The sequence below is a fragment of the Pseudomonas brassicacearum genome (assembly GCF_918698105.1).
Lineage (GTDB): Bacteria > Pseudomonadota > Gammaproteobacteria > Pseudomonadales > Pseudomonadaceae > Aquipseudomonas > Aquipseudomonas brassicacearum_F.
Map to the genome: position 1 here is coordinate 46,315 of NZ_CAKKMI010000037.1, position 16,184 is coordinate 62,498.

At 61.2% G+C, this 16,184-nt stretch carries 9 protein-coding genes; 5 read left to right on the forward strand and 4 right to left on the reverse strand.

Annotation, left to right across the window (positions count from 1 at the left end; genetic code table 11):
- The first annotated feature begins 76 nt into the window (after positions 1–76).
- From LQ215_RS16155 to msrA, 3 genes are all read left to right on the forward strand, one after another.
- Positions 77–1,468, forward strand: coding sequence for an alkaline phosphatase D family protein (locus LQ215_RS16155; RefSeq protein ID WP_230151358.1), 1,392 nt, complete (start codon positions 77–79; stop codon positions 1,466–1,468).
- A gap of 182 nt (positions 1,469–1,650) precedes the next feature.
- Positions 1,651–4,344, forward strand: a complete 2,694-nt coding sequence (locus LQ215_RS16160; protein ID WP_230151359.1) for a putative bifunctional diguanylate cyclase/phosphodiesterase — start codon at positions 1,651–1,653, stop codon at positions 4,342–4,344.
- Positions 4,345–4,463: 119 nt separating this feature from the next.
- Positions 4,464–5,111 (forward strand): peptide-methionine (S)-S-oxide reductase MsrA, encoded by a 648-nt coding sequence (msrA, locus tag LQ215_RS16165; RefSeq protein ID WP_230151362.1) that lies wholly within the window; start codon positions 4,464–4,466, stop codon positions 5,109–5,111.
- Between the two features lie 495 nt (positions 5,112–5,606).
- On the opposite strand, the gene LQ215_RS16170 is transcribed toward msrA, so the two are convergent.
- The 3 genes from LQ215_RS16170 to LQ215_RS16180 form a co-directional block, all read right to left on the reverse strand.
- Complete coding sequence (locus tag LQ215_RS16170; protein WP_072340026.1) at positions 5,607–6,446, reverse strand: 23S rRNA (adenine(2030)-N(6))-methyltransferase RlmJ; 840 nt, start codon at positions 6,444–6,446, stop codon at positions 5,607–5,609.
- 81 nt (positions 6,447–6,527) lie between these two features.
- Positions 6,528–7,259: a DUF4123 domain-containing protein gene (locus LQ215_RS16175; protein ID WP_436839583.1), complete on the reverse strand. Its 732-nt coding sequence runs from the start codon at positions 7,257–7,259 to the stop codon at positions 6,528–6,530.
- Positions 7,256–9,313, reverse strand: coding sequence for a type VI secretion system tip protein VgrG (locus LQ215_RS16180; RefSeq protein ID WP_230151368.1), 2,058 nt, complete (start codon positions 9,311–9,313; stop codon positions 7,256–7,258). The genes LQ215_RS16175 and LQ215_RS16180 overlap by 4 nt, the downstream gene beginning before the upstream one ends.
- 267 nt (positions 9,314–9,580) lie before the next feature.
- Here LQ215_RS16180 and LQ215_RS16185 point away from each other — a divergent pair, with 267 nt between their 5' ends.
- Positions 9,581–10,075 carry a DUF2165 family protein gene (locus tag LQ215_RS16185; protein ID WP_230151371.1) on the forward strand — a complete coding sequence of 165 codons (495 nt, stop codon included), beginning with the start codon at positions 9,581–9,583 and terminating at the stop codon, positions 10,073–10,075.
- Positions 10,076–10,163: 88 nt separating this feature from the next.
- Here the strand turns inward: LQ215_RS16185 and putP are convergent, their stop codons facing one another.
- Positions 10,164–11,648, reverse strand: coding sequence for a sodium/proline symporter PutP (gene putP / locus LQ215_RS16190; protein WP_230151373.1), 1,485 nt, complete (start codon positions 11,646–11,648; stop codon positions 10,164–10,166).
- A 462-nt stretch (positions 11,649–12,110) separates the two neighbouring features.
- Between putP and putA the strand changes: the two genes are divergently transcribed.
- Entirely contained in the window at positions 12,111–16,064 is a 3,954-nt protein-coding gene (gene putA / locus LQ215_RS16195) for a trifunctional transcriptional regulator/proline dehydrogenase/L-glutamate gamma-semialdehyde dehydrogenase (RefSeq protein WP_230151375.1), read from the forward strand.
- The last annotated feature ends 120 nt before the right edge of the window (positions 16,065–16,184 follow it).

Consider the following 16,184-nt stretch of genomic DNA (forward strand, 5'->3'; position numbering starts at 1 on the left):
CCGGGCTTTAGCATCAAGACCGCCAAGGCCACTAGATGCCTGCACCCACCGACTAAAACTTCGAATGGATTCGAATATGTTCAAACCTACCGTTGGCCCCATTGTCGGCCACACGACAACGGACCATGCCCGGATATTCCTGCGCGGCGATCGCGGCAACACCCGGGTATTCGCCGGTATTCGCCACCGGCGCCAAGGCGATACACGCTGGTCAAAAGGGCATTTTGTCCAATTGGAGGCCTACCGCGACATGTCCGATGTCATCGTGTTGAAGGGCCTTGAACCCGATACCGCCTACGATTACCAGGCCGGCTGGTTCAGCGTCCTGAGCCCGACCCATACCGTGGAAACCGTCCAGGAACTGCCGCTGCAATGGCCCGGGGACAGCTACTGCTTACGCACGCCGGCCAGCAAAATCGATACTCCACGCGCTTATATCGTAGGCTCTTGTCGCTACTTGCGAATCGCCGCCGCCACCCCGTTGCTGCCAGGGCTTGGGGACCGTACCTTTGCCGGCATCAACCGCATCGTGGCGCAGGCCGACCCACCGATCAGCGCGGTATTGATGACCGGCGACCAGGTTTATCTGGATGACCTGAATCTCATCGGACCGGACCGAAACTATCAGAACATCCTTTTCAGATACCGAACGGTATTTAACCAGCCACATATCCGGAAACTGATGTCGGGCACCCCCATCTACATGATCCTTGACGACCATGAGATCGAAGACAACTGGCCCGCCAGGAAAACCCCTAACGACGACGTTCTATACGCCAATGCGATGGACGCCTATGGGCTTTATCAGGCCAGCCATGGACCTGCCCATGAACTGTCGAACGAGGGAACACTAAACAAGTCGTTAACCCGCTACTGGTACACCTTCACCCACGGCGATATCCAATGGTTCGTCACCGACAGCCGGACGCAACGCAACCTGTCGGCGCAAGACCGGCGCATCCTCGACAAGGAACAGGAACACTCCCTGCTCCAATGGCTCATTGACAGCCCCGCCCGGGTCAAACTGGTCGTGACGAGCGTCATGTTCTTCCCAGACAGCAAGCACGATGACGGCGATGCCTGGCAGGCCTTCCCGGAACAACGCCTGCGCCTGCTGGAAACCATACGTCGCCACCGGATCAAAAACGTGGTTTTCCTCTCGGGCGATGTCCACGGTTCCATGACCAGCCGCCTGCGACACAGCGAGGATCCTGATTTCGAGGTCAACACCGTCGTTTCCTCGCCGTTCTACAACAGTAAATTGCTGCCTTTTGCAAAAGCTTCGGATTTTATTTTCCACAGGCCCATGGCCCACACCCAAAGCGGTGAGTACCACTATGAACTGACCAGCAAAGTGGTGAGCCAGGACAATTTCGCCCGCCTGGATGTTACGGCGCAGAGCCTTCAAGTCACCTTTCACGACCGGGATGGCAACCCCTTGCAGACCATCGATATCCCCCTGCAATGATCTTCCATGCCCTCTGATCGGTCGGCGACTGGAGAAATCCTCTCGTCGGCCGATAAAAGGTTTATAGCACTTGGCCTTCATCTCTCTTGTCAGCCAGTGCCGCAATGATGCAACCTTGCGCCAATCCGTAATAACGAGGGCGTCAGCCCGGCGCGATCAGCATTTTCGAAGCGAGTTTCCCCATGAAAAGCCAACCCGATGCCGCCAGCCGTATGGCGGCCGAGGTAGTGACGCAGTTACCGGTGCCCTCGCGGCTCGGTATGCTGCGTTTCGAACGGCTGAATGAAGCAAGCTGGGCGCTGTTGTTCCTCGACCCCAACTGCGAGCGATACTTCGGCCTGCCGGCGGTAGAGCTGTGCTCGCTGGTCAGTGCGCCCTACGCCAGCTTGATGGAACCCGAAGTGCGCTATCAGTTGCACGATGCCATCCAGCAACAACTGGCCCAGGCCTCTCATTACCAGATCCGCTACACACTCCACACCGCCAAGGGCCCGATGAACGTGCTGGAGACGGGTGAAGCCTATAAGCAACACAATCGTCATCTGCTACGCGGTTACCTGATGGCAGTGGACAACTTGCTGCAAGGCGAACCCTCCGTGCCGGCCCTGGACCTGGAAACCCAGAATTCACGCCTGCAGATCGCCCTGGAACTGAACCAGCGCGCCCAGCAAGAGCAGCTCCAGCACCTGGACCGGGTACGCGCCCAACAGGACCTGATCCTGCTGCTGACCCGTCAACGCTACAGCGCCAACAACTCCCTGCTCGAAGCGGCCGAACTCATCACCCGCAGCGCCTGCGACATCTACCAGATCGACTGCGCCAGCCTCTGGAATCTGGACGACGGCAAACTGGTACCGATTTCCGCCTACAACCGCGCATCCCAGGAGTATTTCCTGCCAGCGGTGATCGACGCCAACGACTTTCCCGACTACATGGAGGCGCTGCAGACCTGCCGCGCCATTGACGCCCACAATGCGATGCGCGACCCGCGCACCCGGGAAATGGCCGAGAACCTGCGCGCCCGTGACGTCAACGCCGTCCTCGATGCCAGCGTGCGTATCGACGGCCAGGTGGTGGGCGTGCTGTGCCTGGAGCAAGTGGGTGTCACCCGCGCCTGGCAGTCGGATGAAATCGCCTTTGCCGGCGAGCTGGCAGACCAGTTCGCCCAGGTCATCAACAACCACAACCGACGCACCGCCACCAGCGCCCTGCACTTGTTCCAGCGCGCCGTGGAACAGAGTGCCAACGCGTTCCTGCTGGTCAATTGCGACGGTGTGGTGGAGTACGTCAACCCGAGCTTCACCGCGATCACCCAGTACACCACCGACGAAGTCCACGGCCAGCGCCTCTCGGAACTGCCAGCCCTGGAGAACCTTAGCGAACTGCTGTTCGACGCCCCCTCGGCGCTGGCCCAGAGCAACAGTTGGCAGGGTGAGTTCAAGAGCCGGCGCAAGAACCTGGAGCCCTACTGGGGCCAGTTGTCGATTTCCAAGGTCTATGGCGATAACCGCGAGCTGACCCACTACATCGGCATCTACGAAGACATCACCCAGACCAAGCTGGCCCAGCAGCGCATCGAGCGCCTGGCGTACACCGACAACCTGACCAACCTGGGCAACCGTCCGGCGTTCATTCGCAACCTCGATGAACGCTTCGCCCGGGACAGTGATTCGCCCATCAGCCTGCTGCTGGTGGACATCGACAACTTCAAGCGCATCAACGACAGCCTCGGCCACCAGACCGGTGACAAACTGCTGATCAGCCTGGCCCGGCGACTGCGCAACAGCTTGAGCCCCAGCGGCAGCCTGGCGCGATTTGCCAGTAACGAGTTCGCGGTCCTGCTGGACGACACGAGCCTGGAAGCCGGGCAGCAGATCGCCAGTCAGTTGCTGATGACCCTCGACAAACCCATGTTCGTCGATAACCAGTTGATCAGCGTGACCGGCTCCGTGGGCCTGGCCTGCGCGCCGTTGCACGGCCGCGATCCGCAGACCCTGATGCGTAACGCCGGCCTCGCCCTGCACAAGGCCAAGGCCAACGGCAAGCACCAGGTCCAGGTATTTACCGAGGCGCTGAATGCCGAGGCCAGCTACAAGCTGTTCGTGGAAAACAACCTGCGTCGCGCCTTGACTCAAAACGAGCTGGACGTGTTCTACCAGCCCAAGTTGTGCCTGCGCAGCGGCCGTCTGCTGGGCATGGAGGCGTTGCTGCGCTGGAACCATCCGGAAAAGGGCATGATCCGCCCGGACCAGTTCATCAGCGTCGCCGAAGAAACCGGCCTGATCATCCCCATCGGCAAATGGATCGCCCGCCAGGCTTGCCGCATGAGCAAACAGCTGACCGCAGCCGGCCTGGGTAACTTGCAGGTGGCGATCAATCTGTCACCCAAGCAGTTTTCCGACCCGGACCTGGTCGCCTCCATCGCCAGCATCCTCAAGGAGGAACAACTGCCGGCGCGGCTGCTGGAACTGGAGCTGACCGAAGGCCTGTTGCTGGAGGCCACCGAAGACACCCACTTGCAACTCGACCAGCTCAAGCGCCTGGGGCTGACCCTGGCCATGGACGATTTCGGCACCGGTTACTCGTCCCTCAGTTACCTGAAGAAATTCCCGATCGACATCATCAAGATCGATCGCAGTTTCATCCACGAAATCCCGGACAACCAGGACGACATGGAAATCACCTCGGCGGTGATCGCCATGGCCCACAACCTGAAACTCAAGGTCGTGGCCGAAGGCATCGAAACCGCCCAGCAACTGGCGTTTTTGCGCCGCCATCGCTGCGACGTCGGCCAGGGCTACCTGTTCGACCGGCCGATCCCCGGCGCCGAGCTGATCGAAAAGCTCAAGCGCTATCCTCGTGGGCCGCTCGTCTGACGGCCATAGCCACCCCTACGTCCATCCCCTCGCCACGGTTGTCGCTTTCTTAACGAATCGGCATTGGGCACACTGACGGTCTATTTCGCTCAACTCAATCTGACTGAGAGGACTGATAAATGGTCTTGCGCTCGGAAATCCTGGTGAACAAAAACGTGCTCCCTACTCAAGAACAAGCCCTGCCTGGCCGTGAAACCCCAATGACCGTGCCGGAAAAACACTTCGTCCACGACGCGCCGCTGCTGGGCCCGTTTGCCATGGACGTGGATTTCGCGATCTTCGGCCTCGGCTGCTTCTGGGGTGCCGAGCGCAAGTTCTGGCAGCGCGAAGGCGTGGTCAGTACAGCGGTGGGGTACGCCGGCGGCTTCACGCCGAACCCGACGTATGAAGAAGTCTGTTCGGGCCTGACCGGCCACAGCGAAGTGGTGCTGGTGGTCTATGAGCCGGCAAAAGTCAGCTACGAGCAGCTTCTGAAAATGTTCTGGGAGCTGCACAACCCGACCCAGGGCATGCGCCAGGGGAACGACATCGGCACCCAGTACCGTTCGGTGATCTATGCCACCACCCCGGCTCAACTGGCGGCTGCCAAACACAGCGAGCAAGTCTTCCAGGCCGAGTTGACCAAGGCCGGCAAAGGCACTATCACGACCGAAATCGAAGAAGCTCCGACGTTCTACTTCGCCGAGGCCTACCACCAGCAGTACCTGGCGAAGAACCCTGAGGGCTATTGCGGGATTGGCGGTACGGGCGTGACCTGCCCGATCTGACTTTTACACCCAGACCCAGCGTGGGAGCTGGGCTTGTGGGAGCAAGGCTTGCCCTCGATGCGGCGGCACATTCAACATCAATGCAGCTGAACCACCGTCATCGCGAGCAAGCTCAGCTCCCACAGGGATTTGTGTCAATTGCAGTTCTGTGAATACCCCACAACCCATGTGGAAGCGAGCTTGCTCGCGATGCGGCGGCACATTCAACATCAATGCAGCTGAACCACCGTCATCGCGAGCAAGCTCAGCTCCCACAGGGATTTGTGTCGGTTGCAGTTCTGTGAACACCCCACAACCCAAGTGGGAGCGAGCTTGCTCGCGATGGCGATGTGTCAGTCACCAGGATGCTGGGTGTACCGGCCTCATCGCGAGCAAGCTCGGCTCCCACAGGGATTTTTGTCAGTTGCTGTTCTGTGAACACCGCACAACCCATGTGGGAGCGAGCCTGCTCGCGAAGGCGTCCTTCCAGACAACCTGAATGCATTGGCTCAATGATCAGCTCTCAGCGATCAACCAATCCATCTGCCACCCACCCTGGGTCTGCCCTAGCTTTTTCGACAGCCACGGCAGCAGTTCACGCAACTCTTGCTCCAGCCCCCACGGCGGATTGGCAATCGCCAGGCCGGAGCCGTTCAGGCTGTTGGGCGTCGCCAATGGATGCACCAGCAGCTCCACGCGCAACAGCTTTGGCGCGCCCGTGCCGGCCAGGTCCTGATAGAAGCGGCGCAACATCCGCTGGTCCTTCACCGGGTACCAGATCGCCGCCACCGTCTGGCGCATCCGGCCAATGGCTTCCTTGAGGGAGGCGGCGCAGCGCTGCATCTCATCCAGCTGTTCGAAGGGCGGATCGATCAGCATCAGGGCACGCTTCTCTGCCACCGGCAGCAGCGCCCGCGGCACATGCCAGCCCTCCCCCAGGTGCACCGCCACGCGACGGTCGCCTTTCATGTTGTCCTTGAGCAACACGCCATCTTCAGGGTGTTTCTCATTGAGCAGCACACGGTCCTGGGAGCGGGTCAGGCGCCGCGCCAGTTCCGGCGAGCCCGGGTAATAGCGCAACTGCCCGTCCGGGTTCATCTCATGCAGCACCTTCATGTAATCGGCAGTCAGCGGCGGCAGATCGCTCTCGCCCCACAACCGCGCAATGCCTTCCAGGTACTCACCGGTACGGTTGGCCTGGTCACCCTGCAGGTCGTACAGCCCGATGCCCGCGTGGGTATCGAGGTAGGCGAAGGGCTGCTCCTTGCGCGACATCAAGGCGATGAGGCGGGTCAAGGTCAGGTGTTTGAACACATCGGCGTGATTGCCGGCGTGGAAGGCGTGGCGATAATTCATGGCGGCTCCTGCGAAGGGCGACGAGTTTACCTCGAAGCGCGTCGGACGTCAGGGGTTCGCAGCCTAGCGGACAGGCCACCATCAGCCCAGCTCTCGCAGCAAATACGCCTGCAATGGCGCCATTTGCGTCTCAACCGCCGCCGATCGCTCAAGAAAGTGGGCAATCTTGCAGCGCAGGATGCTGTGGTCGACCCGCTCGAACACATGCGGATGCTCTTCACCCAGCCAAGTGAGCACGTTGTCCAGCAGACAGTCCGTCGGCTCCTCGGCCATTGCCTCCAACAGTGCCACGGGTACCTGCCACCAGGGAAAAGCCTGGGCCGGCCGCTGGGCATTTCCCACGACCTCAAGAGATTGCCCATTGATCAGGCAGCGCTTGATGACTGGCAAGAGTTGCCCGGCCTCCACCTCCGTCGATTGCAGGATCGGCCACACGAAGCGCCCATCCCAAAAGCGCAGGAAGACGGGTTTGCCACTGGGCAACAGCACCTGCGTGAGCCCTCGCAAGTGTTCGGCAAGGATTTGCTGGCTTACACACGAAACCGCCAGCCACCCCCAATCCAGGGAGTCGGTGGCGGCAATCCAATCAATAAACCCACTGTCTACGCTGACCAGTCCTACATAGGGCATGACCGCTTCCCAATCGGCGTACGGCGTATCGGCCCAGATCGGGCTGGCTGTCGAGTTCATCGAGCGCCTCCAGGCCGACAACGCCCCGGCGCTGCTGGCATTGCTGAAAATGGCGAAAAGTTGTTCGGAGGCCTGCAAAGGGTGGGCCTCAAGCCAGGCGCGGGGAGATTGATCGCTGTTCATGGACACCCCGAGGCATCGACAGGTTTGTGAAAGACCGACGGCGCTGCACAGGCGCCGTTTCTGCAACGCTCACATTCCTCGCAGAACGGCGCCGAGCCTTGAAAACTAAGGATCTGCGCAAGGGAAAGCGCAGGCGCCGCCGCAGCGACCAGCGTCTCGGCGCTGCCTGGAGCGCCGGACGCCGCGCTCATGACCGCCATCGGCGCCCCACCGACCTCGATGGGTACGCTGCTGGAAATCCCACCGGCGCCGATGTTGATCCAATGGCCGCCGGCCTGAAGGGTCACGCTGGCGCCCCCTTCCAGGACCACATGCTGGCCGGCGCTGACATGAAACTGCTGGCTGGCACTCAGGACCTGGCTGGTGACACGAATATGCCGCTCGCCACTCACCAGCAGATGATCGTCCTGCCGTACTTCCGCCCGGCGCGCACCATGGGTAAGGCGCTGCTCATCAGCCTTGAGCTCGTGCCGTGCCGTACCGGCGACAACGATGCTGCGTTCATGATCGACCTGCACCCGCTGGTCATGCAGCACATGCTGGGTCCAGTTGCGCTGGGCCCGCAGGTAGATCTCCTCGGCGCCCTTGCGATCCTCGATGCGCAATTCGTTGTAGCCTCCCCCGCCGGGGCTGCTCTGGCTGCGCAACACGCTGCGGGTCTTGTCCGCCGGCAGGTCCAGCGGCACCGGGTTGGCGCCGTTGGGCAGGCACCCGACGACCAACGGCTTGTCCACGTCGCCATCGATGAACCCCACCAGGACTTCCATCCCGACCCGGGGGATCATCACTGCGCCATAGCGATCGTGGGCCCAACCGGAGGCCACGCGCAGCCAGCAGCTCGAATGCTCATCGCATTGACCGTCGCGATCCCAGACCAGTTGCACCTTGACCCGTCCGAATTCATCGCAATGGATCTCGCTGCCGACCGGCCCGGTGACCATCGCCGACTGATAACCATGGGCGCGGGGTTTTTCGTGATGCTGGGGTGGCCGAAAGAACACGTCCCATGGCGTGGCGAGAAAGGTATTTTTGTAGCCTTGGAATTCATCCGCGCCGACGGCGGCTGTTTCTTCCAGCACCTGCGGTTGACGGCCATGATGGTCGATCTGGGTCAGGAGCCAAAGATCATTCCACGGTTCCCGGGGATGCTCCTTGATACGCATGAAGTGTCCGCTGACCAGGGCGCTCTCATCGCTGCAGCCTTCTGCCACGCAGTGGTCGGCGCCATGGCGTTCAAGGGCGCGCCGGGTCAGATGCTTGCCGTCGTCACGGGCAGCGAAACCGCCGGGGTAGTGATAGTCCTCGAGCACAGGGCGCTGCCGATTGTCGAGGTGGGTTTGCAGTAACAGTCCGGGTTTGCGGAAGTCGTAGTCACGCAACGTCACGGCCGTGGTACGGGTCTGGAGCCGTACCGCCAGGCGCTTGATGGCCGGCCCGGCGGCGGCCATGCCGCTGTCCGGCAGGTATAGCGTCGGCTCAGGCAGGCGGGGAAACACCGTCTGGTCGTCACCGAACACCAGCAGATGGCTATCAGGGCAGTGCCTGAAGTGATAATGGATGCCGACTTCGGCGCAGATCCGCTCGATGAACGCCAGGTCGCTTTCGCCATACTGCACACAATACTCGCGCTCGGGGTATTGTCCGCCAAGCGTGAACTGGCAGGCATCCGCCAGGATCCCATGTTCCTTCAACACCCGGGCGACGATATCGGGCACGCTCAGGTGCTGGAAAATCCGCTGGTTGATGCGATGGCGCAAGTAGGCCAGGCGGGGCACCAGGCTGATCTGATAACGGGTCAGGCGCTTGCCCGAATCCCCCTGGGCCACGCTATAGATCTGACCGTGTATGCCACCGCCGAAATCATCGAACCCCAGAAATGCCTGGCAATGCAGGAGCTCTTCCAGCGCCAGGTCAGACCGCTCGCTGACCAGGTCCAGGTCGAAGCGATAGGGCTGGCTGATGGCTTCCTTGCCCTTGAATTCAAGCACCTTGAGCTCATTCGGCCCGCTGTCGAGTGTCAGCGTGAAACGCGGTTGGTTGGCAGGCGGGAACATCCGATGTGCCTCTGCGAAATGGAGGCCGGCGATTCTGCACGAGCGATAGGGGCAGTGGATTGAAGGTCAGGAAAAACAGATTTGCCCTACACCCAATAAGCTAAAAGCCGCAGAACCTGATGCATTTTCCGATAGACATTCCAGGCATCGCCGCCAACCGCAACCGCCCTACAAACGAATCAGCCGTTTCCTGCAACGTTGGCGATTTCTGGGTTTTGGTGGGCGTGATAACGTGCCTTGGTCGCAAAAAAGCAAAGGACGCACGGCATGACGACACGTTACGCAAAAATCGCAATGACCCTGGCGCTCGCCGCATTCGCCTTCATGACCGTGTTCAATAACGTCACGGACTACAGCTCCAACTTCAATTTCGTCCATCACGTACTGAGCATGGATACTACCTTTCCCGACAATGCCGCCCGGTATCGGACCATCGATCAACCGTGGATGTGGCACGGCGCCTATTGGCTGATTATCCTCGGCGAAGCGATGACGGCAGGGTTGCTGGGCTACGGCGCACTGGAACTGTGGCTGGCACGCCAGGCCGAGGCTGCGGTTTTCGCCCGCGCCAAGCGCTGGGCCGTTGCCGGCCTGACGGTGGGCTTCTTCGTCTGGTTCTTTGGTTTCATGGTCGTCGGTGGCGAGTGGTTCCTGATGTGGCAATCAGAAATTTGGAATGGCCAGGACGCTGCGTTCAGGTTCTACATGGCGATTTTGGGCGTGTTGATCTTTCTCAACCAGCCCGACGCCAACCCGGACTGACATCCATAAAAAACGGCCCGCCTCCATTGGAGACGGGCCGTTTTTCATGCAAACCCTCCCGCGAGCCATCGGGGGCTCGCTGAAGGCCTTACTGGTTCAGGCGAAAATCTTTTTCCGCCGCGTCGAAGCGCTGCAGCATACCCGCGGTAGGCGAGCCCATCTTGCTGACAATGTAGATGGCCAGGCTGGCGAAGATGAAGCCCGGGATGATTTCGTACAGGCCCAGCAACGCGAAATGCTTCCAGACGATCACGGTGATCGCACCCACCAGGATGCCGGCAAGCGCGCCATTGCGGGTCATGTTCTTCCAGATCACGGAGATCAGGACAACAGGGCCGAAGGCGGCACCAAAACCGGCCCAGGCGTAGCTCACCAGGCCCAGTACACGGTTTTCCGGGTTGGCGGCCAGGGCGATGGCGACCAAGGCCACCAACAGCACCATGGCACGGCCGACCCAGACCAGTTCCAGCTGGGAAGCACCTTTACGCAGGAAGGTCTTGTAGAAGTCTTCGGTCAGGGCGCTGGAGCACACCAGCAACTGGCAGCTCAGGGTACTCATCACCGCCGCCAGGATGGCCGACAGCAACACACCGGCAACCCATGGGTTGAACAGGATCTTCGCCAGCTCGATGAACACCCGCTCAGGGTTCTCGGTCACAGGACCGGCCACGTCAGGGTGTGCCGAGAAGTAAGCGATACCGAAGAAACCCACGGCGACGGTGCCGCCCAGGCAGAGGATCATCCAGGTCATGGAGATGCGACGCGCCTTGGCGATCGACTTGACCGAATCCGCCGCCATGAAGCGCGCCAGGATGTGCGGCTGGCCGAAGTAGCCCAGGCCCCAGCCCATCAGCGAGATGATGCCGATGAAGGTGGTGTTTTTCAGCATATCGAACGACGTAGGGTCTTTTGCTTCGATGGCCAGGAATGTGGTGTCCACACCACCGGTAGCCAGCAGCACGATGATCGGCGTGAGGATCAGCGCGAAGATCATCAGGGTCGCTTGTACGGTGTCGGTCCAGCTCACGGCCAGGAAACCACCGACGAAGGTGTAGGCGATGGTCGCCGCAGCACCGGCCCACAGCGCGGTCTCGTAGGACATGCCGAAAGTGCTTTCGAACAGGCGGGCGCCGGCCACGATGCCGGAAGCGCAGTAGATGGTGAAGAACACCAGGATCACTACCGCAGAGATGATCCGCAGCAGGCCGCTCTTGTCTTCGAAACGGCTGGAGAAGTAGTCCGGCAGCGTCAGCGCGTCACCGTTGTGCTCGGTCTGTACCCGCAGGCGACCGGCCACGAACAGCCAGTTCAGGTAGGCACCGATGACCAGGCCGATGGCGATCCAGCTTTCCGACAGGCCGGACATGTAGATGGCACCCGGCAAACCCATCAACAACCAGCCGCTCATGTCGGAAGCACCGGCAGACAGTGCCGTCACAACGCTGCCCAGGCTGCGACCGCCCAGGATGTAGTCGGAAAGGTTGTTGGTGGAGCGGTAAGCCATCAGACCGATCAGGACCATGGCTGCGATATAGATCACGAAAGTGATCAAGGTGGGATTACTTACACTCATGAGTTACGCCCTGGCTTTGTTTTTATGTAGCGGTGGCAGTTGAAAGCGTCGACAACACAGACGTTGTAGCGACGATTTGCAGTCCCGCGAATTTATGACTGATGTTTCCCCAGGAAAGCCATCAGCCGATGCCCCTCGGTCTTGAACCGGTTGCACCTTGGCCGCGAATGCTATTCAACAAATCAAATAAGGTGCAACCAGTTTCGCTCGAATAAGTTGCACCTGATCGGTTTTATCGCAAAAACCGCGTTTTTTGCTCCCTTTTAGTGCAGTTCCCAGCACTCAGCTAGAAGCCAAAGCACTAAGCCGGTGCAGGATTGAAAGGGCCGTGTTTGCTTCCGGATGAACAGCCTGTCATTTCAAGAAAAAAAGGGTTGCACCCGGTTGCACCTCAATCATCCCGCAGCTAATCTTGCCGCCAGCTGATGCCACGCGATACGTGGTAAACATGAGGATAAAAATATGGCTACCACCACCCTTGGGGTCAAACTCGATGACCCGACCCGCGAACGCCTCAAGGCGGCCGCAACCTCGATTGATCGCACGCCGCATTGGCTGATCAAGCAGGCAATTTTCAATTACCTGGAAAAACTCGAGGGTGGTGCAACCCTGACCGAGCTGAACGGTTCACCTCGCACCGACAGTGATGATGCCGGCGATGTGCAGGTCGACCACGCTCACCAATGCTTCCTCGAATTTGCCGAGAGCATCCTGCCGCAATCGGTCCTGCGCGCCTCCATCACCGCCGCTTACCGTCGCCCTGAGCCGGAAGTGGTGCCGATGCTGATCGAGCAGGCCCGCCTGCCGGCGCAAATGGCCGAAGCCACCAACAAGCTGGCTGCTTCGATTGCGGAAAAACTGCGCAATCAGAAAAGTGCCGGCGGCCGTGCCGGTATCGTTCAGGGTTTGCTGCAGGAATTTTCCCTGTCGTCCCAGGAAGGTGTAGCACTGATGTGCCTGGCCGAGGCGCTGCTGCGCATCCCGGACAAAGGCACCCGTGACGCGCTGATCCGCGACAAGATCAGCACCGGCAACTGGCAGCCACACTTGGGCAACAGCCCGTCGCTGTTCGTCAACGCCGCCACTTGGGGCCTGCTGCTGACCGGCAAACTGGTCGCCACCCATAACGAAGCGGGCCTGACCTCCTCCCTGAGCCGCATCATCGGCAAGAGCGGCGAGCCGATGATCCGCAAGGGCGTCGACATGGCCATGCGCCTGATGGGCGAGCAGTTCGTCACCGGCGAAACCATCGCCGAGGCCCTGGCCAACGCCAGCAAGTTCGAAGCCAAAGGCTTCCGCTATTCCTACGACATGCTGGGTGAAGCCGCACTCACCGAACATGACGCCCAGAAGTACCTGGCCTCGTACGAACAAGCCATCCATTCGATCGGCAAAGCGTCCCACGGCCGCGGGATTTATGAAGGCCCAGGCATTTCCATCAAGCTGTCCGCCCTGCACCCGCGTTACAGCCGCGCCCAGTACGAGCGCGTCATGGACGAGCTGTACCCGCGCCTGCTGTCGCTGACCCTGCTGGCCAAGCAATACGACATCGGCCTGAACATCGACGCCGAAGAGGCCGACCGCCTCGAACTGTCGCTGGATCTGCTGGAGCGCCTGTGCTTCGAGCCGCAACTGACCGGCTGGAACGGCATCGGCTTCGTGATCCAGGCCTACCAGAAGCGTTGCCCATACGTGATCGACTACGTCATCGACCTGGCCCGCCGCAGCCGCCACCGGTTGATGATTCGCCTGGTAAAAGGTGCGTACTGGGACAGCGAGATCAAGCGCGCCCAGGTCGAAGGCCTGGAAGGCTATCCGGTCTATACCCGCAAGGTGTACACCGACGTGTCCTACATCGCTTGCGCCCGCAAGCTGCTGTCGGTGCCGGAAGTCATCTACCCGCAGTTCGCCACGCACAACGCCCATACCCTGGCAGCCATCTACCACATCGCCGGTCAGAACTATTACCCGGGCCAGTACGAATTCCAGTGCCTGCACGGCATGGGTGAACCGCTGTACGAACAGGTTGTAGGCAAGGTTTCCGAAGGCAAGCTGAACCGTCCGTGCCGTGTGTACGCTCCGGTCGGCACCCACGAAACACTGCTGGCGTACCTGGTACGTCGCCTGCTGGAAAACGGCGCGAACACTTCGTTCGTCAACCGTATCGCCGACCAGTCCATCTCGATTCAGGAGCTGGTGGCCGATCCAGTGGCCAGCATCGAGCAAATGGCGACGCTGGAAGGCGGTTTCGGCCTGCCGCACCCGCGCATCCCACTGCCGCGCGATTTGTATGGCAGCGACCGCGCCAACTCCAGCGGCATCGACCTGGCCAACGAACATCGTTTGGCGTCGCTGTCCTGTGCCCTGCTGGCCACTGCCCATAACGATTGGAAAGCCGTGCCGATGCTCGGCTGTGCCGCCAGCGAAGAAACCCCGGCCCCCGTACTGAACCCGTCCGATCACCGCGACGTGGTTGGCCATGTGCAGGAAGCCACGGTCGCCGACGTCGACAACGCCATCCAGTGCGCCCTCAATGCCGCGCCAATCTGGCAGGCCACGCCGCCAGCCGAACGCGCCGCGATCCTGGAGCGTGCCGCCGACCTGATGGAAGGTGAGATCCAGCCGCTGATGGGCCTGCTGGCCCGCGAAGCCGGCAAGACCTTCGCCAACGCCATTGCCGAAGTGCGTGAAGCCGTGGATTTCCTGCGCTACTACGCGGTGCAGGCGCGCAACGATTTCACCAACGATGCCCACCGCCCACTGGGTCCGGTGGTCTGCATCAGCCCGTGGAACTTCCCGCTGGCGATTTTCAGCGGCCAGGTCGCCGCCGCCCTGGCCGCCGGCAACCCGGTGTTGGCCAAGCCCGCCGAGCAGACGCCATTGGTGGCTGCCCAGGCTGTGCGCCTGATGCTCGAAGCCGGCATTCCGGAAGGCGTGCTGCAATTGCTGCCGGGCCGTGGCGAAACCGTCGGCGCCCGCCTGGTGGGTGACGAGCGAGTCAAAGGCGTAATGTTCACCGGCTCCACCGAAGTCGCTCGCCTGCTGCAACGCAACATCGCCGGTCGCCTGGACAACCAGGGCCGTCCGATCCCGCTGATCGCCGAAACCGGCGGCCAGAACGCCATGATCGTCGACTCCTCGGCGCTGACCGAACAAGTGGTCATCGACGTGGTGTCGTCGGCCTTCGACAGTGCCGGCCAGCGTTGCTCGGCCCTGCGGGTCCTGTGCCTGCAGGAAGATTCCGCCGACCGTGTCATCGAAATGCTCAAGGGCGCCATGGCCGAATCGCGCCTCGGCAACCCTGAGCGTCTGTCCGTGGACATCGGCCCGGTGATCGACGCCGAAGCCAAGGCCGGCATCGAGAAACACATCCAGGCCATGCGCGACAAAGGTCGCACCGTGTACCAGATGGCAATCGCCGACAGCGACGAGTGCAAGCGCGGCACCTTTGTCATGCCAACCCTGATCGAGCTGGAAAGCTTCGACGAGCTGCAGCGCGAGATCTTCGGCCCGGTGCTGCACGTGGTGCGCTACAAGCGCAAGGAACTGGACCAGTTGATCAACCAGATCAACGCTTCCGGCTACGGCCTGACCCTGGGCGTACACACGCGCATCGACGAGACCATCGCCAAGGTCATCGACAATGTGCATGCCGGCAACGTCTACGTGAACCGCAACATTGTCGGCGCCGTGGTCGGCGTACAGCCGTTTGGCGGCGAAGGCCTGTCGGGCACCGGCCCCAAGGCCGGTGGTCCGCTGTACCTGTATCGCCTGTTGTCGACACGTCCTACGGACGCGATCCAACAGTCCTTCGTCCGTGGTGATGCCCTGACTGCGCCGGACCTGCGCTTGCGCGACGCCATGAGCAAACCGCTGACCGCCCTGCAAGCCTGGGCCGACAGCCAGAAGCTCGCCGAACTGAGCGCCCTGTGCGTGCAGTTCGCGGCCCAATCGCAAAGCGGTATCACCCGCCAGTTGACCGGGCCGACCGGCGAACGCAACAGCTACGCGATCCTGCCGCGCGAGCATGTGTTGTGCCTGGCCGACGTGGAAGGCGACCTGCTGACGCAACTGGCGGCCGTACTGGCCGTGGGCGGCTCGGCCGTGTGGCCGGAAACCGACGCGAGCAAGGCCTTGTTCGCACGCTTGCCGAAGGAGATCCAGGCACGCATCCAACGGGTTGCCGACTGGACCAAGGACGAGGTCCTGTTCGACGCTGTCCTGCACCATGGCGATTCGGATCAACTGCGCGGCGTCTGCCAGCAGGTGGCCAAGCGCGCTGGCGCCATCGTCGGGGTCCATGGCTTGTCCCAGGGCGAAACCAGCGTGGCGCTCGAGCGCCTGGTGATCGAGCGAGCCTTGAGCGTCAACACCGCCGCCGCGGGTGGTAACGCCAGCTTGATGACTATCGGCTAAACCGCTGTAGACCAGGCACCTGCAATGGGTGCCTGGTAGTAGAAAATCCCTGTGGGAGCGAGCTTGCTCGCGATAGCGGTGGTTCAGTCAGGAATGTTGTCGACTGAGATACCGCTATCG